Genomic DNA, 24512 nt, shown 5'->3' with positions numbered 1-24512 from the left:
CATGTGAATGCGGCGGTCTCACGGTTTTGCGATTTACTAACGTTAGGCGGGAATAATAACGATGCACGTATTAACGGTTGATCATATTTCGAAGAACTATGGCGAGAAAGTATTGTTTCAAGACGTGTCGTTCGGCGTTGAGATGGGCGACAAAATCGGTATTATCGGCGTTAACGGCACCGGTAAGTCGACGTTTCTTAATGTCGTTGCAGGTTTAGAGCCCCCTGATTCGGGCTCTATTCTTGTTGCTGGAGGCGTGACGGTGCGCATGCTGTCGCAGGATCCGCAGTTCGATCCGGAGCAGACGGTGCTTGCGCATGTGCTCGGCGGCGATTCGCCGCAGATGGTTGCGATTCGCGCTTATGAAGCAGCGCTTCAGGCGCTTGAACTGAAGCCAGGCGATGCGGAGCTGCAGGAGAAGCTCGTTCGAGCGAATCAGCGGATGGCTGAGCTGGATGCATGGGGCATTGAGAGCGAAGCGAAGATCGCGCTGTCAAAGCTCGGTATCACGAGCTTCGATGCGAAGCTCGGCGTGCTGTCAGGCGGTCAGCGCAAGCGGGTGGCGATGGCGGCTGCTCTTATTCAGCCGGCAGATGTGCTGCTGCTGGATGAGCCGACGAACCATATCGACAACGAATCGGTCGCATGGCTGGAAGGGATGCTGCAGAAACGCAAAGGCGCGCTCTTGATGATTACGCATGATCGGTATTTCCTTGACCGTGTCAGCAACCGGACTTTGGAGCTGGACCGCGGGCGGGCGTATTTCTACACGGCGAATTACAGCAGCTTCATTGAGCTGAAGCTGGACCGCGAGGAGCGGGAAGCGGCGTCGGAATCGAAGCGACAGAACTTGCTTCGCAATGAGCTCGCTTGGATGCGCCGCGGCGCGAAGGCGCGCACGACGAAGCAGCAGGCGCGTATTCAGCGCTTCGAATCTCTAAGCGCGGCCGCGCCGGAGAAGGCACTCGGCAAGCTTGAAGTGTCCGTTGCTTCGACGCGCCTCGGGAAGAAAATCGTTGAAATCGAAGGCTTGACCAAGTCGTTCGAAGGTCGGACCGTCATTCGCGATTTCAACTATATCGCGGTGCCGGAGGACCGCGTCGGCATCGTTGGCCGCAACGGGCTCGGCAAGTCGACGCTGCTGAAGCTTATCTCCGGCAAGTTTGAGCCGGACGCCGGCGAGGTTCGTCTCGGGCCGACGGTGAAGCTCGGCGTGTTCTCGCAGGAGCGCGAGGAGATGGATGAGTCGATGCGCGTCATTGATTTTATCAAGGAGAGCGCAGAGCGAGTAACGACCGGCGACGGCACGACGGTGACAGCGGCACAGATGCTGGAGCGGTTCTTGTTCCCGCCGGCGCAGCAGTGGACGCCGATTGCGAAGCTGTCCGGTGGCGAGAAGCGCCGGCTGCAGCTGCTGCGCGTGCTGATGGAAGCACCGAACGTGCTGCTGCTCGACGAGCCGACGAACGATCTCGACATTACGACGCTGACGGTGCTTGAAGATTATCTGGACGACTTCCCAGGCGTCGTGTTCACGGTCTCCCATGACCGGTACTTCCTGGATCGGACGGTCGATCGGATCTTTGCTTTTGAAGGCGATGGCGTGATCGAGCAGCATGTCGGCAACTTCACGGAATATCAGGCTTATGCGGAAGCACATGGGGTGCGCTCACAGGCTGGAGCGGCGGCAGGTTCCACTGCTGGCGGCGGCAAGAGCGGGAAGGCTGCTGAATCGGTCGCAGCTGATGGTGATGCAGCTGCTGCTATTTTGAAGGAGCCGGTGGGTCCGACCAAGATGAGTTACAAAGAGCAAAAGGAATTTGAAACGATAGATGCCGACATCGAGAAAGCGGAAGCCGCGCTCGCTGCCGTGCAGTCGAAGATGGAAGCGTCGAGCAGCGACTCCGCGACGCTGCAGGAGCTGTTGAACGAACAGCAGGGGCTGGAAGCGAAGCTGGAGCAGCTGATGGAGCGCTGGACTTATTTGAACGAGCTCGCCGAGCAGATCGCGGCGAATAAGAAGAAATAATGGGAGAGCCGCCTTGTGGGAACAGGGCGGTTTTTTTGTTGTCGGCGGGGAAACGGCGAAAAGGGTGAAAGAGAGTACTGTAAGTACCTACATTGGTGGGGAAACGGTGAAAAAGGTGAAAGAGAGTACTGTAGGTATCTACATTGGTGGGAAATCAGCGAAAAGGGTGAAAGAGAGTAGTGTAGGTACCTACATTGGCGGTATCTTGGTAGTGGTGGGTTCAAGTAGCTGGTTTGTTGGACTACATTGGTGGAATCTCGGAAGCTGTGGGGTAAGAAGCTGGTCTGGTGGTCTACATCGGTGTGATTTAGGTAGTAGTGGGTTCAAGTAGCTGGTTTGTTGGACTACATTGGTGGAATCTCGGAAGCTGCGGGGCTAAGAAGCTGGTCTGGTGGACTACATGGTGAAAATTGCGGAAAGTTGACTCGAATAACTGGTTAAATGGGCTTCATTGTTGAAGCTGCGGCCAAAGAGAGATACCTAGTACCCCTCTTGCGTTCATCTCGCCGAACGCACTGCTCGCCCACAAAAAAGCAGCCCTCAGGCCATGGCCAAAGGACTGCTTTTCGCTGTTTTCTCTAACTCTTAACTTAACGTCCATTAAACGCCTTCAGCATCCAAATATGTTTCTCGAGCGTGCTGTGGATGGCAAGGAGCATGTCGCCGGATGTTTCGTCGCCGCTTGATGCCGCTTCTTCCATACCTTCCTTTAGCTCAGCTACGACAGCGGAGAAGTCGGCGATGAGGGAGTCGACCATCTCGACTGCGGACTCTTGGCCAGACGCTTCCTTCACTGTCGAGAGCTCGATGTACTCCGACATCGTTGCTACCGGCTGACCGCCGATTGCGAGCAGGCGCTCAGCAATTTCGTCGACATGCAGCGTAGCTTCCTCATATAGTTCCTGGAATTTCGTATGCAGGGTGAAGAACTGATTGCCTTTTACATACCAATGGTAGTTGTGCAGCTTGACGTAGAGAACGCTCCATGTCGCGATTTGTTTGTTCAGAATCGATTGCAGTTTCGTTGTCATGTTGGTTAGCTCCTTTGTAATCAAATTGGTATATATAACTAAATTAAACTCCGACTTCTTCTTTTAATCGCCCTGCTTTAAATGCTTCAAGCTCATGTTCGCAATCGAGCGCTGCCATACAGCCGCTTCCGGCAGCTGTGATCGCTTGGCGGTAACGATGATCTTGCACATCGCCGCAAGCATATACACCAGGAATATTGGTGAGCGAAGTGCCTGGCTGGACTTCAATATAGCCAAGTTCATCGGTCGTCACTTGACCGCCGAGGAAGCCGGTGTTCGGCGTATGACCGATTGCGACGAAGACGCCGTCCGCTTCGAGCAGTGTTTCTTCACCCGTCGCGTTGTCACGGACACGAAGGCCTTGCAAGCCTTGCTCGCCTGCTACGACTTCAAGCGGCGTGACGCCTAAACTCCATTTGATTTTGTCATTGGCGCGCGCCCGATCTTGCATAATCTTCGAAGCCCGCAGCTCTTCGCGGCGGTGCACAACCCTTACCTCAGACGCGAACCGAGTCAAGAAGCCCGCCTCTTCCATCGCAGAGTCGCCGCCGCCGACCACGATGATCTTCTTCCCGCGGAAGAAAAATCCGTCACATGTCGCACATGTGCTTACCCCGCGCCCGATGTTGTCACGTTCACCCGGGATACCCATATATTTTGCCGAGGCGCCGGTGGAAATAATCATCGACTGTGTAAAGATTTCACTGCCATTCTCAATTACCAGCTTGAACGGACGTTTCGACAGGTCAGCGGCTTGCACCCAGCCCGTTTGGAAACGAGCGCCGAACCTCTCCGCCTGTTGGCGCATATTCGCCATCAGGTCGGTGCCGAGTACGCCATCCGGGAATCCGGGGAAGTTCTCCACCTCTGTCGTTGTTGTCAATTGACCGCCTGGCTGCGGACCTTCCAGTACGAGCGGGCTGTATCCGGCCCGAGCGAGATAGATGGCTGCCGTAAGTCCGGCTGGTCCTGTGCCTACAATTACGATATCTTCCATGGGCAAACATCTCCCTTCGATATAAACCGATATTTACTACGAAGCTGAAGTCTAAATAATAATAACTTCTAAATTAAAATTATTATAAATAAGGACGAAAGTCAACCCTTTTTCACTTTTTACAATGCGCTTGAACAATGGATGTACTTGGGCCGCTAATCCCTTGGAGCTGAATATTTCGGGCGGAGTTGGAAAAACAAGTAAGAAGCCGCTTCGGCGACGGTATACTAAGGAATCGAGGACAACGTAATGTTGAACAAAGCAAAGGCGGCTTTATCCGTTATGGCTGCGCTTGTGCTGTTGATAAGCGGTACGGGCTGTCAACGAGGCGCATCTGTCGTTCAAACACAGACTGCGGCCATGATGGAGGCTATGCCATCCGATATGCATCACCAGCAAGGCACCGAGACGAGCATGGAGATGACGGAGCCAGCCGCCAAAGGGCCGAACCAGACGGATTATGCCAAGTGGACATGGCCAAGCGGGATGCCGAAAGCCGGCAAACCGGCGTTGCTGCGCATCGCGATTACGGACGCTGGCGGTGAACCTGATCAGAAGCTTCGAATCAACCATGAGAAGAAGTTGCATCTCATCATCGTTAGCAAAAAGCTATCGTCATTCATGCACCTCCACCCCGTTGAAACGAAGGCAGCAGGCGTGTTTGAAGTGGTCGTTCCTTTCAAAACGGCCGGCGCGTACAAGCTGGTAGCTGATTTCAAACCAGCAGACGGCAGCCAGCAATCGCAAAGTGACTGGGTGGTGGTTGCGCGAGGCGAAGGGAGCGAGTCAAAGGCTGAGCCGGTATTGATTGCCGACAAGGAGTTGACTCGCGCAGCAGGCGGGATGGAAGTGAATTTATCCTTTGACAGCGTTCCGCGAGCAGGGGTAAGCGGGATGATGACCTTCTCTTTCCTCGATCAGATAAGCCGCAAGCCGGTCGCCGATTTGCAGCCCTATCTAGGCGCAGTCGGTCATGTGGTCATTATGGACGCGGACGCGAAGCACTATGTGCATGTGCATGCGATGGATGAGCTGGGAAAGGGACCGAAAGCGGTATTTCATATGACGTTCCCGGAGCCGGGCTTGTACAAGATTTGGGGACAATTCAAACGGCATGGCCAGCTTATGATCGTACCGTTTGTTATTAATGTGAAGTAAGCTTGTTTGATCGCCAAAACCAATGATTAACAATAAAACTTTTATTAAATTGTCAGAAACGCCGGCTGAAGCTGCTTCAGCTGGTTTTTTTTATTCACTCAAACTGATAAAATATTCATAAATCCTTGAATTTAATGTGCCATTCTCATATGAACATCCATAGTCAAGCGAGGAGAACATTACATGATTCAGCCAGGCAGAGACGAGACGGGTCCGTTGTCGCAGGAACGTCTTATGAACCACAGCAAGAGGCTGTATGTAGAAGAGCTGTTCAGTAAACTTCATCAGCTGCAGCAATTGTGCGCAATTGCTGATTTTGACATTTCATTCGACAGAGCGGCTGAAATCTACCGCATTGCACATTCGATTAAAGGAAGCGCGCCAATTATCGGGTTCAAACGAATCGGTGAAATCGCGCAGCAAATGCTCTCCTGTTGGCATTGGGCGAGGCAAGCCTCGCTGGCGGCGGCATTGGAGGAATATGACGACGCATCCATTATGCAGCAGTATCAGGCTAGTACGCTCGGAACGCTGCCGCTGCTTTACGTGCTGGAAGCGGAGATCGATGTATGCGCGATTGCCATTGCAGCCGCTCAACAAGAGTCGTCGCCTGTAGCGGTCGAAGGGCAAGCCGGGCATGCAGAGTTATCAGGGGCAAGCCGGATTCTTATTATTGATGACGATGCCGGACTTCGTGCTTACTTGGCAGAACGCCTTGAGCTTGAGGGTTATCTGATTGATACGGCATCGAACGTGCAAGAAGCGATGGCGTTGCTGCGAGGCGGCAGCTATCATCTGATTACGCTCGATCTGATGATGTACCCGCAAAGCGGTTACGATATCTTGCATATGCTCAAGGACGATCGGGCGATTCGGGTGGTGCCGCTAATTGTGCTGTCCGGCTGCAATGATACGGAAGATAAGGTCCGTTGTCTCCATATGGGCGCAGATGATTATGTCAGCAAGCCGTTCGATTATGAAGAGTTGAGTGCGCGTATTCGAAGAATATTGCAGCGCAACCGCGACTTTGAATTGATTGCGTTCTGCGATCCGCTTACAGGCTTGTACAACCGCCGGTTCTTCGACTGTCAGATTGAAGTGGAGCTGAGCCGGATGAGTCGGACGCCGGCGAATATTTCGATTGTGCTGCTGGATGTGGATCATTTTAAGAAAGTGAATGATACTTACGGTCATCAGATCGGCGATCTTGTCCTGCAGCAATTTGGCCAACTGCTTCGCAGAAACCTGCGCAGCTCCGATATTGTGGCGCGTTGGGGCGGGGAAGAGTTCGTTATCATCATGCCGAATACGACAGACTCGGATGCTTACACGGCAGTTGGCTCTATCTTGCAGATGGTGCAGAATGCGCCGATTGTGACAACTGAGGAACGGAGCCTCTCCATAACGTTCTCAGCCGGTATCTCTCAGTGGCGAGCGGGTCTTACCGTGGAGCAGTGGATTCAGCGGGCGGACTATGCGCTATATAAGGCGAAGCATCTGGGACGTAACCGCATGTACAAAATCTCAAGCAAGCCTCGTACCGATCAGGCAACAGAGAGCTCCTTGCCGATGAAGAAAGTGATCGTCGCTGAAGACGACCGGGTGCTTCGGATGATTATGGTCGATAATTTAAACAGTTGCGGCTACCATACGCTGGAGGCCCATGACGGTGAGATGGCGTACCATATGCTGATGAGCGAGAACGCAGATCTGTGCATACTCGATTGCATTATGCCGATGATGAGCGGCTTGCAGGTGCTGAAGCGGATGGAGGATGAAGGCTCGCGGCCTGCACGAACCAAGATTATATTCGCGACTGGCCACGATCTATCCGATGCGGCAAAAGAAAGTTTGGCGCTTGGCGCAGACCTCTTCATCATGAAGCCGTTCTCGATACAGGACTTCGAGCGGCAGGTCCGCAGCTTGATGGAATAGACAATCGCCCGCAGTCCACCGAGGACTGCGGGCGATTATTTGTATGGGCATCGAGCGCGTTAACCTTGCTGCTCAGCCTCTTCCAAGCGCTGGAGCGCTTCGAGGTTGTTCTCGATGACTTCCGGGTATGGCTGGTAATTGTCATCATCATTACGCGGAGTTCCAAATGGGCCTACGACAAGCTCCAAACCGACATTGTCGCCGGATTGAACAGGGAAGTAGATCAGCGACTCTGGAATGCGGCGGCCGTTAAGTCGGACAATCGCATCTGTGCTGCCCGCAATTACAACTCCGTTCACGGAAACGATGCGTCCGTTATTGTTGATGCGGACGACGCCAGTCGAAGCAAGCGCTTGAGCGATGCTCATGCCCGGGAAGTGCCGCAAACGATACTGGTTCGTAATCCATGGGAAGAAACGTCCTCCGTTGATGAAGACCGTTACGAAGCGAGGGAACGGTCCAGGCGGGAATGGTCCAGGACCAGGTGGGAATGGGATTGGAATCGGTATTGGTATTGGGAACGGTCCGGGTGGGAATGGACCAGGACCTGGGAATGGCGGCGGTGGGAAGCCCCCTGGTCCGCCAGGGAATCCGGGACCACCAGGGAATCCTGGACCACCGGGACCGCCAGGGAATCCAGGTCCGCCGGGACCGCCAGGGAATCCCGGACCGCCGGGTCCGCCAGGGAATCCTGGACCGCCAGGTCCGCCAGGGAATCCTGGACCGCCAGGACCGCCGGGGCCACCAGGTCCGCCCGGAAATCCGCCAGGTCCGCCTGGCATACCAGGGAATCCTGGACCACCAGGTCCGCCCGGAAATCCGCCAGGTCCGCCCGGCATACCAGGGAATCCTGGACCGCCGGGGCCGCCAGGGCCTCCAGGTCCACCAGGGAATCCGCCAGGTCCACCTGGCATACCGCCGGGACCGCCCGGCATGCCCATGCCGCCGCCCGGCAAGCCTGGGAACATACGCGGACCGCCGCATCCACAATCGCGCGAATAGCTTTCAGGCATGCCTGGAATATAAGCGTAAGTACTCATGAATCGATCTCCTTTACCGAAAGCGTCATTAGGTAAATGTCTCGGTTCAGTGTATGCGCCTATTCTCCATGGTGTGTTTAATAAAAAAAAGACCTCAGCGGCCAATTGGCTAATCGCGAGGTCTTGTTCTCTATTACCGCTTGCGTGCATCGCTAAGCTGGAACTGGCCGACAAGTTGTTGAAGGAATGCCGTGATTGCCTCTACATGATTGGATGTGTGGCGAACGTTGACGAAGTCGCCGAGCAGATCCTGTACATTACGTTCCACCTCGGTCGAAATGACGCGGTTCTGCTTGCTTACCTCCGCGATTTTCTCCATAATGACGACCACTTCGTCGATGATTTGCGATTTTAAAGTGTCATCATCTTGGCTGCTGCTTAAGAGTTCGGAGGCAGCTGCAACAAGCGCCGTTCCTTCCGTTACAACCTTCGTGCCCTCGGCCATCGTCTCTGTCGCTTGCTTGGCGTTGACATAGATGTGGTGGACAATGTTGTGCACCTGTTCGGTTGACTGCTTGGTATGGTCGGCCAATTTGCGGATTTCAGCGGCGACAACGGCAAAGCCTCTGCCTTGCTCGCCGACCCGCGCGGCTTCAATGGAAGCGTTAAGCGCCAGCAGATGCGTCTGTGACGATATATTCTCAATGACAAGGAGCACGCTGCGAATTTCATTTGTCGTTTCCATGAATGCTTCGACGGATCGGTTCGTTTCCGCAACATGCGCCGCAATTTGCTCCATCTTATCACCAATCCGAACGAGCTCGTCCTGCGCGACATTGATGTTGGTAGATGCTTTCTCCTCGAGCATGCGCAGAGTCTCTCGCATCTCGCCCGCGACATCCTTCGCGATGTCTATATCCTTCAACTGGCTCCGAATGCTGAGAATCATATCGCTAACTCGGCTGCTGACCCGCTCGGTCGTGCCGGCAGTCGCTCCTGTCGTCTCAAGCAGCGTGCGTTGGTTGGTTAACACGTCGCTGGAAGCAAGCTTCACCTGAAGCATAATACCTTCAATAGAATCAATCATATTGTTAACCCATTTAGCAAGCTCGCGCATTTCGTTGTTTGGAAAAGAGCTCGTGTCCAGGCGCTGGGTGAGGTCGCCCTTGCCTTCGGCATTAATGCGAATAAATTGATTTAATCTGCGCATCTGCCTAACCGTCACCCTATTGCTTTTATGATCAAGAGCTCGCATCATGGCAAGGCCGAACACAAAGCAGAAACCGCCAACGACTAGCGATCCGACTACAGGAGTGGCGATGGTAAAGAGATAGTAAGCAAGTATGGTGCTGAAGAGGCCGAGACAGGCGAGCCATCCCATCACCAGCTTGAACTGCGTATATCGGATGCTCCGAATGCGGTAGACTTCCTCCAAGTCCCCTTCGCACATCATCCCCCACAGATCTGGACAATGAGGAAGTTGAAAGGTGACGCCTTTGCCTATGACAGGAATGTGCCGGTAGTCTGAATAGCCGGGGAATTGGGTGAACAGATTTGAGCCGTTTCGAATGGTGTTCGCAACACCTGGATGGAGCTGTCCGGTAGCGGGATCGGTAAAGATAAGCTCTAGCTCTGTATGCTCCTTAACGGAAACGGTGCCAAAGTCCGTGGATACGCCGTCTTTGAGATTGTCGCCGTGCGTAAAGGTTCGGTCTTCGAAACGACTGCGGGATAAAGCAGTCCCCGGTGCGACGTGCGTTGCCAGTGTTGGGCGAGCCATAAACAGGTAGTTGTCACCGGAATCGGGATAGACATGGCCGGATTCCCGTTGAATGAGATCTCCGATTACATCGTTTGGTACTCGTCCGCACAGATAACCTTGCCTTTTGCCGTCATGGACGATGGGGGAAATAAACAGAAGCGTCATTTTATCATGAAAAGAAGATGTGCTTGACCCGATTGTAAGCGTCCAAGGATCAGCATAAGGTCCAAACAAACACTTACGGCCGCCAGACTCCGTATCTTGCGAATATATTAATCCAGGTGCCAGCACACTTCCATGCCCATAATACTCTCCGACATGGCGAGGCTCTGTTGAGAATATAACGTGGTTCTTCTCGTCAAGGAGGAAGAGTTCGGAGAAATCCGATGCTCTGGCACGGGTTCCGGCAAACAATCCCTCCCATGAAGCAGTTGCGTTTGAGGTTATAACGGCATCAATAGGCTGCTTGAGGGACATCTGATGAAGCAAGCGGTCAAGATGGTCCCAATATTCGGCTGCCCATGCCTGAAGGATGTCCATCCTTGTTTCTGCAATGCCTTCGAAAATGTCCGCAACGTCCTCTTTCATTGAAGCATTGAGCTTGTACGACCACCACAGCGGCAGTCCTTTACGAAATCCCAACCAATCGAACATTAGGCACCCCTTCTCTCTCTCCTTGAACATTATGGGAGGAATTATAACATGAGACATGGGTAAAAGGTTGGAATTTATTGAAAAAAGTTTATGATCGCGGAGGTATGTTAGGTATTTGGACGCTAGTCTTACTGTATACATATAAGATGGGCGAAAGGGGGTTGATTAGGATGGGGCACCAGGTGGAAGTCGAGAGAGGCGTAAAGCTGTACGTCGAGGATATCGGGGAAGGAAGGCCTGTCGTATTTGTCCACGGCTGGCCGGTCAATCACAAGATGTTCGAGTATCAATACAATGTGCTGCCGAAGAGCGGTTACCGCTGTATTGGCATTGATCTGCGCGGCTATGGCAGGTCCGATGCGCCTTGGAGCGGCTACGACTACAATCGGATGTCCGATGATATCGCCATCGTGGCAGATACGCTAGGCTTGCAGCATGCAACGCTCGTCGGCTTCTCAATGGGCGGTGCGCTGGCGATCCGTTATGCCGCCCGGCACTGCGGGAGAAGGCTATGCGGACTCGTGCTCGCAGCGGCGGCAGCACCGGTATTCACACGGCGACCGGACTTCCCATACGGGACGACTGCAGAGCAAGTGAATACGACCATCGCCGGACTATATGTTGACCGGCCCAAGACAGTGGCTGATTTCGGCATGACCTTCTTTGCGAAGCCAATAAGCGATCCGTTCCGCACATGGTTCAACGGCCTGAGCTTCGATGCCTCTTCATACGGCACGATTAAAGGACTCGAGTCACTGCGCGATGAAGATTTGCGCGAGGACCTCGCCAAAGTACAGCTGCCCACGACGATTCTACACGGCAAGCTGGATGCAATCGCGCCTTATGCGCTGGCAGAGCAAATGAACAAGGGCATTCAAGGCTCGAAGCTCATTCCATTCGAGGCGAGTGGGCACGGCCTCTTCTACGACGAACGCGAGAAATTCAATCACGAGCTGCTGAACGCCCTAGCCGGCAAGTAGCCAATAAAAAAAGAGGACCTCAGGGCGCAGGTAAGTGCACCTCAAGGTCCTCTTCTTCATAAAGCGCGAATTACTTCGCAGCTTCGAAGCGTTTGCTAACTTCAGCCCAGTTAACAACGTTCCAGAACGCTGCAATGTAGTCAGGGCGTTTGTTTTGGTAGTTCAGGTAGTAAGCGTGCTCCCATACGTCCAGACCAAGAAGCGGAGTTTCGCCTTCCATGATCGGGCTGTCTTGGTTCGGAAGGCTGTACACTTTCAGCTTGCCGTCTTTGCTAAGTGCAAGGAACGCCCAGCCGCTGCCGAAACGAGTTGTTGCTGCTTTCGCGAAGTCAGCTTTGAACTGCTCAAAGCCGCCCAGCTCGCTAGCGATTGCATCAGCCAATGCGCCAGTAGGCTCGCCGCCAGCGTTTGGTCCGATTGTTTCCCAGAACAGGGAGTGGTTCGCGTGGCCGCCGCCGTTGTTGCGGACAGCTGTGCGGATCGCTTCTGGAACGCTGTTCAGATCAGCGATCAGGTCTTCAATGGATTTGCTTTGCAGCTCAGGAGCGGACTCCAGTGCAGCGTTAAGGTTCGTTACATAAGCGTTATGATGACGGTCGTGGTGAATCATCATCGTTGTTTCATCGATATGCGGCTCAAGCGCATTGTTTGCATAAGGCAATGCAGGCAATTGGTGTGCCATTGTTCAAAAACCTCCTATAATATGTATCGTTTTTTTTCTTTTCCATTATGCTCCTTCCAGGCACATAAATCAACATAAATGTTTGTAAAGTAGCCCTTCATGCGAGCAGTCCGAACAACATCCTCTAGCATGAACCAAACAGTCGTTTCCCATACAAATTAACCTAGCCTTGAACCAAAATGGGCACCTGCGGAATATACATAAAGTAACATCATGGGAAGCAGGGTGAGCGGCATGACGGCAAAGGAAAGAGCATTGCGGGTAATTGTAACAGGTGCTGGTGTCGAGGGGGAGCTTGGACATACGCTTGTTTACGGCAGCAACGAGCCTGGGATCGCGGTCCTCGGCTTCAGTCCCAGCGGGATGGATCTGACGGATTTGGAACACTGTCACCATATTGTGAAGACCTATCAACCAGACGTTATAATCGTCAGCGGGGGAACGTTACCAACTAGCAATATCGCGCAAGCGGCCAAAGCGTTCGGTGCTAAGCTGGTCTATGTTATAGAAGGTGAAGTATCGCCCGAGGAACGGCAACAGCTACAGTCTATCCTAGATCGCGTCTATATCGTGAACCTAGCAACTGCGCCGAACGCGCTCAGCAATCCGCGAGAACTAGCAACATATCTATTGACACTAGTCCGAACAGATAATTATGGCTTCTATTTGCTTCTCGATAATGGAGTATCCTCTTACTATCAGTTCAAGCAAGTAGAAACATGGAAGTCTACGGTATGATAAAAATGATATAAAAAAACGACCCCGCAGGGTCGTTTTTTTAAGTTGAATTAGTTGATGAATCCAACTTTGCCGAGGAAACGAGCGATCATTGTAGCTGCTTCAGCACGGTTAGCGTTAGCATCACCTACCACTTTCGTGGAAGTTTGACCATTAACGACACCAGCGTTGATTGCAACTGCAACTTCGTCTTTCGCCCAGCCCAGGCTGCTTGCATCAGTGAAGCTTGCCAATGCTTTGGATACATCAGCATCCGAAAGCGCGACATCTTTACCAGCAAGTTTCATGGCGCGAACCACGATTGCAGCCATCTCTTTACGAGTGATGTTTGCGTTTGGTTTGAATGTACCATCTTCGTAACCAGTGATCAGACCAGCTTTAACCGCCGTAGCGATTGTGCCTGCGAACCACTTGTTGGAAGCAACATCCTTGAACTTGTCGGAAGAACCGCCAACTTCAAGACCCAATGCGCGAACTACCAGTGCTGCGAACTCAGCGCGAGTAATGTCACGTTTAGGTTCGAACTTGTTAGCGCCCGTTCCTTCAACGATCAATTTACCTGCAAGAGCCTCAACATCTTTCTGTGCCCAATGTCCAGCCAGATCCGCGAAGGATGCAGCTTTTGTTTTGATTACAGTGTAGATGCTGTTACCGTTACGCTTCAGCGTTGCAAGAGTCTTGCCATCCACAGTAGAGAAGGTGCTTGGCACGAATGTGAAAGTACCTGTTAATGGGTTGTACAATACGCCTGTAGCGCCAGCTGTGAAGGATGCAGTTACCGGAATCGTACGAGTTACGTACTGTCCGAAGTTTTCGATTGCTTGTTCTTTCGAACCTGCAACAGCTACGACTTTAAAGTCGACTGCTGGAGCAATTTGTTCACCGCCGACTGCAGTAGCAGCGCCTGCAATTTTAGTTGCAGTATCGCCAGTTACTTTTTTCAACTCTACGCGAATTGTCAGATCTTTAAGCTCAACCCCGAAGGATTTAGCAAGCTCTTCAAGTTTCAGCGCAGGAATTGGCAGCGTGTAGGAAGTACCATCTTCCAATTTAATGGTCAAGGACTTACCTTTCAGCAGGGCATCAGCAGGAAGCAACACTACGTCCGATTTGGAAGTAATAGTAGCATCAGCATTAGCTGCGAACAAAGCAATAAGAGCATCACGGTTTACAGTTCCGTCTGCGTTAACAACATCAGGTGTTGTCGGAACGTAGACACTGTTGTTACCGCCCGTGGAGTAAGTATACTCACCAAGCGTACGATCAGCACCATACTGCAGGTATGTGTTTTTAGTGATAGTTACATTACTAAAAGTGTACACGCCTCCAGCTGTGTATGTAGCTGTCGCAACGTCGTATTGGCCATTTGGTCCGTAAACACCAATCGTAATTGTGTTCCGATCGCTAAGAGCAAGGTACTCAGCTTCGCTCAAAGTAATCGAACCCGAAAGTTTATTACTGTTTTGAGTAACGTTGAAAGTAGCTGCAAAAGCAATAATCGGCGTGAATACGGAAACAATCATAGCAAATACGAGAACTGCTGCTGTTTTGTTCTTAAGAAGTTTTTTCATGTTATGTTTCACCTCCTTTCGTGAAATCTATCAATGTTCTGTAAAGGAAGTATTGAACGTTAGTATATAATAGCTTATTTTGTCTGCCTAGGTCAATATTTGTAAAAAAGAAAAAATATTCCGCGTTTTCTGTCAAAGCTGTATTCATATGGTGTGACTTTCTACGACTTTTTCAGAGAAGCCTCATAGGCGTTTAACTTATCTCTTGTCTTCTTGTCATCCTTACCTTCGGCTCTAAGTGCATTCAAGTAGATGCGCATGGCATCCGGTACATATTTCTCAGTAAGCTTGTGCTTCGTCAGAGGCTTGAGGAGATTGACGGCTTCTTGATAATTCTTCTGTTCCACATCAATTTGCCCAATGCCAAGCCGAATGAGAGGCGTAACGCTGAAATCCCTTCCCTGAAGCTGTTCGTCTGGCAAATCTTTCAGTTGATTAATCCTAGCAAGCACCACTTCATAGAGCTCGAGTGCCTTGCCCCATTTCTCGCTGGCATCGGAGCTATTGGATTGTTGAACGAGTTTCCCAGCAGCCCAATTCTCATAAATGGCCCGCTCGTAGAATTCTATATCCCATGGACGGTTTTGAATTCCTTCTTCGAGTGCAGTTAGCGCCTTATTTGTATTTCCCTCGTTCTTGTAGAAGGTATTTTCTACGAGGGATAGATCACGGCTATATGGCTCCGATTCACGAAGTTGATCGATCAGAGTAGAAATAACTTGTTGGAATTTCTCGTCTCTTGTTTGATTATACGCTTGGTTCAGCCAGTCGATTTTTCGCAGAATAAACTCCGAGTTGCTCGGAGAGTAGCTAATTGCTGAGTCAAGAGGCGGAAGCAAGTCTTGCAATTTGTTCTTTTGCTCTGATGCAAGAGTGATGGCATTGGTATAATAACCGTCTGCCATGTAGGCGCGACTAGCGCCTATTAACATGACGATAGCCATTAGGGCTATACCCGCCGGAAACCCGAATTTCCAAACCTTACCCGCAGTTTCATCCTCTTGAATCTTAGTCGGTAGCGGCAGGGAGTCGCTGTAAACAGCTCCCATTAGTCCCAATGAGAGAAACACAATCGCAGCCAGATAAATAAAACTCATATCGAAGTCGATGATGCTGTGAACAAGAATCGATACCGCGAAAATATAAAATGCAAAATGAATTTTGTCGCCGTCTTTATCGTTTATGTAGCTTCGAATATAGATGAATAAGATAACACCCAAAAAACCGATTAACAAGAGTAGGCCAACCCACCCAGTCTCTACGAGCGTTTGCAAGAAGTAGCTGTGTACTTGCTTACTGCTATAGGGATTGTTCTGGTATTTCTCATAAAGAGCATTCCAAGCTCCGCCGCCAGCTCCGAAGATGGGGTAATCAGCCGAAATTTTAAGAGCATCTTTATAAAAGGTGCCTCGTTCTAACACGCTATGTTGGTTGAAGTTGATATTCTCCAGACGATGTGCAATCTCGCCCGGTAGCAAATTCCGGATGCTGCTGCTAAGTAAAATGGCTGCAGCGGCCAAGACGGTAATGATAATTAATGCAGCGGGAACAACAGCATAGGATATTCTTCTTTTGGCGAAGGCGGCAAATTTCAAATCCAGTCGGTCACTCAGTAGTTTATGTATAATCGTTACAATGGTTGCTGTAAGGAGACTTGCGACAAAGATTACGGACCAGCCTGTTAGCGGCAATTTAGACCAAATTGATATAAGGTTAGCTTGTCCATCCTTTGTTTTAGGCAAGACCTCAAGCGCGATCTCATTCATAGTGGATGTCATTTTTCCTAGTATTGCAAACGAGACGGCGATAGAGATGCAGGCATTGAGAAGGAACAATAGCTGCTGTTTAAAACGCAGGAACGGAAGCACAAGCAAAATCAACACCGGGACGATAACCAGCGCACCGCGAGACAAGGTAAGCATGAAGGATACCCAAATCGGCACGAGCATGAATGCGTGAAGGAACCGCCAGTAAGAGTGACGAACGTGCGTGATAAGAAATAACCCGGCTAAGAACAGAGCGGACAAATAAGCAGCATATGCGTTTGGATACTGGAATACCGCAGTGACCCGGTATACTTCCTGTTGAAACCACAAAGCGTCAGGATAATAGATCTGACCCAACATATTTGCAAGTCCATAGAATACAACGCCATAGCCTGAAAGTTGAATCCCAAAGAGCAGCACTTGTCTAGCTCGGATTGAATCGCCATAATATAAACCTAACAAAAAGATAGTAGACAGCATGAACGATACATAAATCATGATATGTGACTGATGAACGGAGGCTGCACCGATATTGGAAATCAAATATGAAATGGGTAGCAGCCACGTACTAACGGAAAGTATTGCTTTCCAACTCGTTAATCTTGCTGTCTTGAAAAAGTAGATGGTTCCGGCTAACAAGAGAGTGAAAAAGGCGATTTCCGCTCCAACTAATGAACGTTCGTACATAAGCAAATATCCGACGAACAATTTACTGCTGTTGTAGGGGTAGATAAACAATAATAAAGTAATGACTGTTAAGCCTGACCATTTAATTAACGAGATATCAGCTTCAGGCTTTGATAAATTTTCTTTGAGCGTTGATTTCATTGGTGTTCTCCTATTTAGATCATCTATGTAATATTCTTACGATCGTGGGTAGAAAATTGGAAAGAAAACGAGCATCTTAATCTTAAACGTAGGATGACCAGAAAAGTTGCAATATATATGAATATTTTTCTACAAAACGGAAATGAGAAAACTATTATAAGTTTTCTAAGTATATAAAATTAAGCAGACCATAAAAGAATAAAAAAGATAGAACTATTAAATGCGACAAGGTAGCACTATAATACTAAAATACATTAATTTTGGAAAGAGGAGGAATTTTAGACGTAATTTAATCTTAATCTTTGAATCTTTTAATTTTACTGGAACTTATTATGTAATCTTGGTATGATAATCGGTAAATTTGCATGTCCTGATTAAATGGCTGACTGACAATATAAGGAGCTTCGCATGAACACTTACATTAAAAATCTTTATAAATATAAAGATCTATTCGTAGAATTAGTTAAAAAAGATATCAAACTAAAATATAGAAATTCTGTACTCGGCGTTCTATGGAGCATGCTGAACCCATTGCTAATGATGGTAGTTTTAAGCATCGTTTTTATGGAGTTTTTCAAACACAACATCCCTAATTTTCCGGTCTACGTTTTAACAGGCAGGCTCGTATATCAATATTTTTCGGAAGCTACCAATTTTGCAATGGACTCCATTAACGTCAATAGCCAGTTGATTCGGAAGGTGTACGTTCCGAAGTATTTTTTCCCGCTTTCACGTGTGGTCTCTTCGTTAGTTACAACGATCCTTACTTTGGTACCTTTAGCATTGACGATGCTTATTACGGGGCTTCCATTGCGTTGGATTAATTTAATGGTTGTTTTTCCGCTATTATATTTGTTGGTTATTGTCGCAGGAATAGGGCTATTGCTTTCTGCTATTACGGTGTTTTTCAAAGATATGAAACATATGTATTCCATTTTTTTGTTATTGCTTATGTATATGACACCTATTTTTTATCCGGCTTCTATAATTCCCGACAAGTATTTGACTTTAATCAAATTGAACCCGATTTTCCCCATCGTTGAAATGTTTCGAGATTTTCTAATGTATAATACTATGCCTGATATCTGGGCGCATCTATATTTGATTTTGAATATGGTTTTTTATGGAGGAATCGGGTTGTTTGTGTTCTATAAAACGCAAGACCGGTTCGTTTATCACTTGTAGAGTTGAGGTGTGAGAACCGATGAGCGATATTGCGATTCAGGTTTCAAATGTAACAATGAAATACCGGTTAGCTTCTGAGAAAGTAGATTCTCTGAAAAATTACCTTATCAAAAAGTTAAGGAAAGAAATTCAATATGAAGAGTTTCATGCGCTAAAGGAAGTCGGATTTTCCGTTACCAAAGGCGAAGTCTTCGGGATTATTGGATTAAATGGTGCGGGGAAGAGTACATTGCTGAAAATAATAGCGGGCGTGCTTAAGCCGACACATGGCAAGGTAGTTACAAAAGGGGCTATTGCTCCATTGATTGAGCTGGGGGCAGGATTTAACGGCGAGTTGACCGGTGTTGAGAACATTTATCTGAATGGCTTGTTGATGGGCTATTCGAAGAAGTTCATTAACGAAAAGATTGAGGAAATTATTTCCTTCTCAGAGTTGGAAAAATTTATTCATACGCCATTGAAAAATTACTCGTCGGGTATGAAGGCAAGACTTGGGTTTTCTATTGCGACAGTCGTTCAGCCTGAAATATTAATTGTGGACGAAGTGCTGGCTGTAGGCGATTTTAAATTCAGAGAGAAATCCGAGAAAAAAATCAAGTCAATGATTGAAGATGAGGGAACTACCGTTTTATTTGTCTCTCACTCATTAAGTCAAGTTGAGAGAATTTGTAACCATGCACTATGGCTAGAGCATGGTTGTGTGAAGAAGGTTGGTAAAGTAAATGAGGTCATTTCCGAATTTAAGGAAAACGCCTAAACAGTTCCTTCTGAATTGTGTTGGTACATCGAGGCAATACAGTGCAGTAAGGGTATCAGGTGATAGAGATGCGTGACAAAGTGAAAACAGAGTTCGATCAAATATGTCAATTGATCGATCAACATGAATACGTATCCTTCGATATCTATGATACGGCATTGCTGCGTAATGTGCTGTATCCGAGTGATATTTTCGGCATCGTAGAGATGAAGTTGAGTGAGCGGCGGGAAACGGTTGTGGATTTCAAGCGACTGCGGATCGTATCGGAAAGAGAAGCTCGAAGGCGTTCTGCGAACGAGGACATTACTCTTGATGATATCTACCGGGTTGTGACGGAGCGTATCGGTACAGAGCTTAGCGAGCAGGTACTGCAGTTGGAGCTAGAAACGGAGCGCAAATTCACTGTCGCCAATCGCTTCATGAAACGAGTCTACGACTATGCTCGTGAGCGCGGCAAGCATATCTCGTTTATCTCAGACATGTATTTGCCTCCTACTGTGCTTGCCAAATTACTGTTTATGCATGGATACGATCAGTATGAGGCGTTATTGGTGTCAGGTGAGGATGGCTACTCCAAGGCGACAGGCAGCCGCTATCGGCAGTTGCAGGACATATACCCGACTGCGGTAAAATGGCTGCACATCGGTGATAATTTCGTATCTGACTATGAGAATGCAAGAAAAGTGAATATTAGCGCCTATTACTACATATCCGTGCGGGAGCGTGCGGGGATGAGCGATATTGATAACAATGATGGTCGTGGTCGTCTTACGCTTCGGCAGTCGATAATGAAGGCTCTGCAGATTAATGCGTGTGAGACGACGGATGAGTATAATTATTGGGAGCGCTTCGGAAGGTTGACCGTCTCCTCGTTGTTCTACGGGTTTACGACATGGTTGATGGAAGGATTGAAGGGGAAAGAGAATGTTTTCTTCCTGTCACGAGACGGGTATCTGCCTTTCTTACTCTACGAGAAATTGGCGCTGAACCGCTCGGATCTCCCTCGAGCACAATATATATATGCTTCGAGACGAGCGTACCAGATTCCGAATATAATCCATATGCCGCAAGATGAAGGACTTGAATTGCTGATACCGCACAATAAAGTTCCGGATCAGAGCATCACATTGGATGAGCTATTTGAGAATCTTCGATTAGATAGGCGAAAATACGATGATAAGTTTGACTTATCTGGTTTTACATATGCTCTTCACAGTCAACGAGATGTTTTCGCCGCACGCGAAGTGCTTAAGTCGATCTATCCTGATATCTTGGTTCATTTAGAGGCGGAAGCAGAATTGCTTCGAACATATTTGCAACAGTTTGGCATTAAAGGCGAACACCGCGTGAACGTTGTTGATGTGGGCTGGCGCGCTTCGACACATAAGGCGCTACATGATATGACGGGGATGACCATAAATGGCTATTATTTCGGTACAATTGAGAATGTCTACACGGAAATCGCGGACAAAGTAGCTGCATATGTCTTCAACCTAGGCCGTCCGCATCAACTGCGTAAGCATATCATGGACAATGTCATGATGTATGAATTCCTATTCTCAGCTCCACATGGGTCATTGATTGGCTTCGAACAAGACGGTAGACAAGTCGTACCCGTTCTGAAGGACCTAGAAGAGAATAGTGCAGTTATCGCAGCGATGAATGGCATCCAGACAGGAGTGCTAGCTATGGTTGACGAATACGAGCAGTACGCCGACTACTTGCAGGGCGTGAGAGTAGAGGAAGCATTGAGTGATTACATGACTTTCATAGAAGCAAAACAATACGAAGACCTGGTGGCGTTCAGCGAGTTAATAGCAGTTGTCGGAATCGGGGATTCCAAATCAAAGCAAAAGTACGTAAGTGTGATCCCGGCAGGCGCAAGTCGGAAAATGAAGCGTGTGGCAATGCGTCAGTCAGTGACGAATTTATGGCCTGGTGCAGTAGTCATGATTGGTAGCAAAGATGCAGCTGCGAGCCGACCGCAGCATGTCTGGGATCGATTGTACATACAATTCAATGCTGTTCAGAGAAAGAAATTACTGCGACTATTGGTCAAGGGAATCAGGGATCCAAAGAGGGCATTGCGATATGTGAGAGGGTCCATTGTCGACCGGCTTAAACCGTTAATTCGTAAAGAATAAATATGTGTTCTGCAACTATATATTCATCATGAAAGGATAGTTACGAATGAATAACGAAAATATCTTGCTCCCGAAGGTATCAATCATTGTTCCGATTTATGGAACGGAAAATTTATTAAAGAAATGTCTCGATAGCATCATAAATCAAACCTATAAAAACCTTGAAATCATTTGTGTAAATGATTGTTCGCCAGGGAATGCAAAACAAATTGTACAACAATATTGTGAAACAGATGCTAGAGTGAAATACGTTGAACATAGCGTGAACAAAGGATTGTATCATGCGCGTATTTCTGGGGCTGAGCTTGCTACTGGTGATTACATTGCATTTGTTGATAGTGACGATCATATCTCAATAGACTATTATCGGATATTAATAGAAAAAGCTATTTCGTCACATGCTGATATCATAGAGGGAAGAATTGTTCGCGAATATGAATCTGGCGAGAAGTTTATTCAAAATTTGAATAATATTCTGATTGATGAATTGCATGGAGATGGAATAAAACAAAAGTTTTTCTCGCAAGAAGGTGTTTTCTATCATTGGCATGTGATTTGGAATAAAATCTATTCGATGAAATTGTGGAAACAATGTCTGCCACACTATAAGAAGCAAGAACAGCATCTAATCATGACTGAGGATTTACTTTTCTCGTCTTTATTATTCTTCAATGCAACTCACTATTGTTCTGTGAATAATGCAGTCTACTATTATTTTGTTCGTTCTGAAGCAGCGACTGGCTCTTCATCGAATGAGAATAAAATGATGAAAAATATAAAGGATATGGGAATTGTATTTTCTTTTGTAGAGAACTATTTAAAGCTTCATGAAGAACATGAAGAGAATATTCAGCACATTATTAATTGGAAGTCGAGTTATTATCGATTATGGGCTGGACGTGCTCGGTCCGAGTCGCTCTCTTCGTCTGCTAAAGAGAATATACTAAATGAACTCAGCAGTTCTTTTGGGATAATCTCTGAAGAAATTGATTATGTAAAAGTTGAAGATTACTACCACTCCATCGTTACTACGACATGGGATGATCGCCTAGAGGCCATTAGAAAAGATATTGCTAACCCACAGATGGAGTTTGTAAGCTTCGACATATTCGATACGCTCGTTGTTCGTCCGTTCTACTCGCCGCAAGATTTATACGTTTTCATGGATGACTATTTTAGTGAGATCTATCCTGAAGGTGCGCTCATTCCGTTCTCTTCTATTAGATTCAGGGCTGAAGAGATCGCGCGCAGAATGCTGCGAAAGCAGAATCCGACTTGGGAAGACGTTAATCTAAATGAAATCTACAGTTTCATAAAGTCAGAATACAAGTTGCCGCATTCAATCGTGGAAAAAATGTTAAAAAAGGAACTTGAATTAGAACTGCGATTTATTGAGCGAAGAGAAACGATTTACGAATTATATCGTATGGCTTGCTCAATCAATAAAAAAATCATCTTCGTCTCCGATATGTATCTTCCACAAACAGCAATTGAAAACATGTTAAGTAAAGTTGGTTACGATGAATACCATAAGCTTTATGTGTCTTCAGAGGTTCGATTGCTCAAACATACGGGGGCATTATTTGATTATGTAGTTAAGGATCTCAACACACAAGCTAACCGAATCATTCATATTGGAGATAACTGGGAGTCGGATAAAATAAACGCCCAAAACAAGGGTTGGAACTCTTGGTTTGTAGGTAAAACAATCGATCTGCTGTTGAATAAATTACAGGATAAAGAAACCGGACAAAGTGTCAATTCTTTCGGCGACAGTAGTGCGAGGTGGATGAACAGCGAGCAAGCTCAATATTTGAGTGTTCGGTGCATGCTCGCCGTCGTTGCCAACAGGCTATTTGATAATCCGTTTATTTCGTTTAATGCTCATACAGACTTTAATTGTGATCCTTATTTTGTAGGCTATTATGCGCTAGGCATGCATGCATTCGGGTTGGCTCAATGGTTAGCAGAAGAATCGCAAATGAAGCAGCTGGACACGATGCATTTCATGGCTCGGGATGGTTACTTGCCGCAGTTAGTGTATGACATCGTATCTAGCAGATATCCGGGAGCAGCTAAATCGAATTATATGTATGCGTCCCGGTTGATGTTACTTCCATATTTGCTTACCTCTAACAATCAGTATGGTTTGGAGTTGTTTGTTTCCGTACATTCACATACGCCAATGAGTATCTTGAAGATGTTTGATGTCGTGCTCGTTGAAAACTGGAAGCATGAGCTTAATGGTTGCGATGTAAAATTAGATGAAATGTTTAAGAATAATAGAGAATTCATGGACTTCGTTGACCTGATAATGAATAAGCTAATCGATTCCAGTAAGCTTACAACTCATATTGATAGCTTAACCCGTTATTATAGAGATATCATTAAGGGAAATGACGCTATATTTGATCTAGGTTACTCAGGGCGTCTTCAGACTATTCTGGTTAAACTCCTAGAGCGACCTGTGGATGCATATTTTGTGCATGCGAACAAGGAGACTCCATGGATGTATGGTAGGAGAAACGGATTCCAGGTGCAAACGTATTACGAGAATAAACCAGAGATCAGCGGCATCCTTAGAGAACAGCTCTTTGCCAAGTCCGCTCCTTCAAGTGTTGGAATTCGAGTTGATGAGGTTGGAGTTATTGAGCCTGTTTTTGAGGAATACAATGATCACCCTATCAATGCTGCTATGATGGAAGTTATGCATCAAGGAGCTGTACAATTTGCCAAAGACATGACGAATACATTTGGCGAATCTATTACCACATGGAAATTCCGAAAAAACGAAGTCTCTCAGCCGCTAGAGTACTACATTCATCAATCCCATAACGCAGATCGGCTGTTGTTCAACTTCTCTTATTCAGATGATACGGTGCATGGTGGTAACGATCGGAATCGTTTGACGCAATGGTGGGATGGAGAGCTTGCAAGGGCACATGCTTCTTCCAACCCAATTAATAATCAGGTTACTTATAATGAACGATTTAATTTGTTGTACAATAGAAGCAAAATCGTAAAGGTATTGTTCTATGGTTTGTTTGATCGAGAAGAGCTTAAAACGAAATTAAAACGACGTTATACTTCTAAGCCGATGTTGCTAAAAGTAATAATCACGAGCTATCGTTCATTAAGGAGAGTCAAACGCAGCATTATACAATTGAAGGGATGAATCCATCATAGAAGTTTAGCACGAATGAGCAGATACTAGCTCATCCAAATAGGACTTCGAGTGGAACCCGATTATTCATGTCGTTAAATCATCTGAAAATTAAGTATGAATATGATTTAAAACTAGTGTTAATGGGGTGT

16 protein-coding genes are annotated in these 24512 nt (G+C 47.6%); 9 read left to right on the top strand and 7 right to left on the bottom strand.

Annotated features, from left to right (window positions below):
• Positions 1–61: 61 nt before the first annotated feature.
• A complete protein-coding gene (locus AC0YNX_RS14565) occupies positions 62–2029 on the top strand; it encodes an ABC-F family ATP-binding cassette domain-containing protein (RefSeq protein ID WP_475816409.1) in 1968 nt (655 codons plus the stop codon).
• 590 nt (positions 2030–2619) lie between these two features.
• On the opposite strand, the gene AC0YNX_RS14560 is transcribed toward AC0YNX_RS14565, so the two are convergent.
• Positions 2620–3060, bottom strand: coding sequence for a Dps family protein (locus AC0YNX_RS14560; RefSeq protein ID WP_475816408.1), 441 nt, complete (start codon positions 3058–3060; stop codon positions 2620–2622).
• Positions 3061–3103: 43 nt separating this feature from the next.
• Positions 3104–4057, bottom strand: coding sequence for a thioredoxin-disulfide reductase (gene trxB, locus AC0YNX_RS14555; protein ID WP_475816407.1), 954 nt, complete (start codon positions 4055–4057; stop codon positions 3104–3106).
• A gap of 249 nt (positions 4058–4306) precedes the next feature.
• Between trxB and AC0YNX_RS14550 the strand changes: the two genes are divergently transcribed.
• Together AC0YNX_RS14550 and AC0YNX_RS14545 are read left to right on the top strand one after the other, a co-directional pair.
• Entirely contained in the window at positions 4307–5215 is a 909-nt protein-coding gene (locus tag AC0YNX_RS14550) for a hypothetical protein (RefSeq protein ID WP_475816406.1), read from the top strand.
• A gap of 183 nt (positions 5216–5398) precedes the next feature.
• A complete protein-coding gene (locus AC0YNX_RS14545; protein WP_475816405.1) occupies positions 5399–7150 on the top strand; it encodes a diguanylate cyclase in 1752 nt (583 codons plus the stop codon).
• Positions 7151–7209: 59 nt separating this feature from the next.
• On the opposite strand, the gene AC0YNX_RS14540 is transcribed toward AC0YNX_RS14545, so the two are convergent.
• Together AC0YNX_RS14540 and AC0YNX_RS14535 are read right to left on the bottom strand one after the other, a co-directional pair.
• Positions 7210–8190, bottom strand: a complete 981-nt coding sequence (locus AC0YNX_RS14540) for a hypothetical protein (RefSeq protein WP_475816404.1) — start codon at positions 8188–8190, stop codon at positions 7210–7212.
• Positions 8191–8323: 133 nt separating this feature from the next.
• Positions 8324–10546 carry a methyl-accepting chemotaxis protein gene (locus tag AC0YNX_RS14535; RefSeq protein ID WP_475816403.1) on the bottom strand — a complete coding sequence of 741 codons (2223 nt, stop codon included), beginning with the start codon at positions 10544–10546 and terminating at the stop codon, positions 8324–8326.
• A gap of 170 nt (positions 10547–10716) precedes the next feature.
• On the opposite strand from AC0YNX_RS14535, the gene AC0YNX_RS14530 reads away from it, so the two are divergent.
• On the top strand, positions 10717–11526 hold the full coding sequence (locus tag AC0YNX_RS14530) for an alpha/beta fold hydrolase (protein WP_475816402.1): 810 nt from the start codon (positions 10717–10719) through the stop codon (positions 11524–11526).
• A 70-nt stretch (positions 11527–11596) separates the two neighbouring features.
• Here the strand turns inward: AC0YNX_RS14530 and AC0YNX_RS14525 are convergent, their stop codons facing one another.
• Positions 11597–12208 (bottom strand): superoxide dismutase, encoded by a 612-nt coding sequence (locus tag AC0YNX_RS14525; RefSeq protein WP_475816401.1) that lies wholly within the window; start codon positions 12206–12208, stop codon positions 11597–11599.
• A gap of 213 nt (positions 12209–12421) precedes the next feature.
• On the opposite strand from AC0YNX_RS14525, the gene AC0YNX_RS14520 reads away from it, so the two are divergent.
• Complete coding sequence (locus AC0YNX_RS14520; RefSeq protein WP_475816400.1) at positions 12422–12946, top strand: hypothetical protein; 525 nt, start codon at positions 12422–12424, stop codon at positions 12944–12946.
• A gap of 50 nt (positions 12947–12996) precedes the next feature.
• On the opposite strand, the gene AC0YNX_RS14515 is transcribed toward AC0YNX_RS14520, so the two are convergent.
• Together AC0YNX_RS14515 and AC0YNX_RS14510 are read right to left on the bottom strand one after the other, a co-directional pair.
• The gene (locus tag AC0YNX_RS14515) at positions 12997–14517 is read right to left on the bottom strand and encodes an S-layer homology domain-containing protein (RefSeq protein WP_475816399.1); all 1521 of its coding nucleotides are present in this window, start codon (positions 14515–14517) and stop codon (positions 12997–12999) included.
• Between the two features lie 161 nt (positions 14518–14678).
• A complete protein-coding gene (locus AC0YNX_RS14510) occupies positions 14679–17111 on the bottom strand; it encodes an O-antigen ligase family protein (protein WP_475816398.1) in 2433 nt (810 codons plus the stop codon).
• 408 nt (positions 17112–17519) lie between these two features.
• On the opposite strand from AC0YNX_RS14510, the gene AC0YNX_RS14505 reads away from it, so the two are divergent.
• The 4 genes from AC0YNX_RS14505 to AC0YNX_RS14490 all read left to right on the top strand — a co-directional run bounded on the left by AC0YNX_RS14505 (position 17520) and on the right by AC0YNX_RS14490 (position 24372).
• On the top strand, positions 17520–18296 hold the full coding sequence (locus AC0YNX_RS14505) for an ABC transporter permease (protein WP_475816397.1): 777 nt from the start codon (positions 17520–17522) through the stop codon (positions 18294–18296).
• A gap of 19 nt (positions 18297–18315) precedes the next feature.
• A complete protein-coding gene (locus AC0YNX_RS14500) occupies positions 18316–19053 on the top strand; it encodes an ABC transporter ATP-binding protein (RefSeq protein WP_475816396.1) in 738 nt (245 codons plus the stop codon).
• 68 nt (positions 19054–19121) lie between these two features.
• Entirely contained in the window at positions 19122–21197 is a 2076-nt protein-coding gene (locus AC0YNX_RS14495) for a hypothetical protein (RefSeq protein ID WP_475816395.1), read from the top strand.
• A 46-nt stretch (positions 21198–21243) separates the two neighbouring features.
• The gene (locus tag AC0YNX_RS14490) at positions 21244–24372 is read left to right on the top strand and encodes a glycosyltransferase (RefSeq protein WP_475816394.1); all 3129 of its coding nucleotides are present in this window, start codon (positions 21244–21246) and stop codon (positions 24370–24372) included.
• The last annotated feature ends 140 nt before the right edge of the window (positions 24373–24512 follow it).

Source organism: Paenibacillus sp. J31R98 (assembly GCF_056269245.1).
The sequence above is the reverse complement of the archived record's forward strand: the minus strand, read 5'-3'. Positions and strand labels throughout refer to the sequence as shown.

Coding starts and splice junctions, on each gene's coding strand:
- AC0YNX_RS14510 (WP_475816398.1), bottom strand. CDS start 17,111: ATGAAATCAACGCTCAAAGAAAATTTATCAAAGCCTGAAGCTGATATC.
- AC0YNX_RS14515 (WP_475816399.1), bottom strand. CDS start 14,517: ATGAAAAAACTTCTTAAGAACAAAACAGCAGCAGTTCTCGTATTTGCT.
- AC0YNX_RS14560 (WP_475816408.1), bottom strand. CDS start 3,060: ATGACAACGAAACTGCAATCGATTCTGAACAAACAAATCGCGACATGG.
- AC0YNX_RS14505 (WP_475816397.1), top strand. CDS start 17,520: ATGAACACTTACATTAAAAATCTTTATAAATATAAAGATCTATTCGTA.
- AC0YNX_RS14545 (WP_475816405.1), top strand. CDS start 5,399: ATGATTCAGCCAGGCAGAGACGAGACGGGTCCGTTGTCGCAGGAACGT.
- AC0YNX_RS14535 (WP_475816403.1), bottom strand. CDS start 10,546: ATGTTCGATTGGTTGGGATTTCGTAAAGGACTGCCGCTGTGGTGGTCG.
- AC0YNX_RS14500 (WP_475816396.1), top strand. CDS start 18,316: ATGAGCGATATTGCGATTCAGGTTTCAAATGTAACAATGAAATACCGG.
- AC0YNX_RS14490 (WP_475816394.1), top strand. CDS start 21,244: ATGAATAACGAAAATATCTTGCTCCCGAAGGTATCAATCATTGTTCCG.
- AC0YNX_RS14565 (WP_475816409.1), top strand. CDS start 62: ATGCACGTATTAACGGTTGATCATATTTCGAAGAACTATGGCGAGAAA.
- AC0YNX_RS14520 (WP_475816400.1), top strand. CDS start 12,422: ATGGGAAGCAGGGTGAGCGGCATGACGGCAAAGGAAAGAGCATTGCGG.
- AC0YNX_RS14495 (WP_475816395.1), top strand. CDS start 19,122: ATGCGTGACAAAGTGAAAACAGAGTTCGATCAAATATGTCAATTGATC.
- AC0YNX_RS14530 (WP_475816402.1), top strand. CDS start 10,717: ATGGGGCACCAGGTGGAAGTCGAGAGAGGCGTAAAGCTGTACGTCGAG.
- AC0YNX_RS14525 (WP_475816401.1), bottom strand. CDS start 12,208: ATGGCACACCAATTGCCTGCATTGCCTTATGCAAACAATGCGCTTGAG.
- trxB (WP_475816407.1), bottom strand. CDS start 4,057: ATGGAAGATATCGTAATTGTAGGCACAGGACCAGCCGGACTTACGGCA.
- AC0YNX_RS14540 (WP_475816404.1), bottom strand. CDS start 8,190: ATGAGTACTTACGCTTATATTCCAGGCATGCCTGAAAGCTATTCGCGC.
- AC0YNX_RS14550 (WP_475816406.1), top strand. CDS start 4,307: ATGTTGAACAAAGCAAAGGCGGCTTTATCCGTTATGGCTGCGCTTGTG.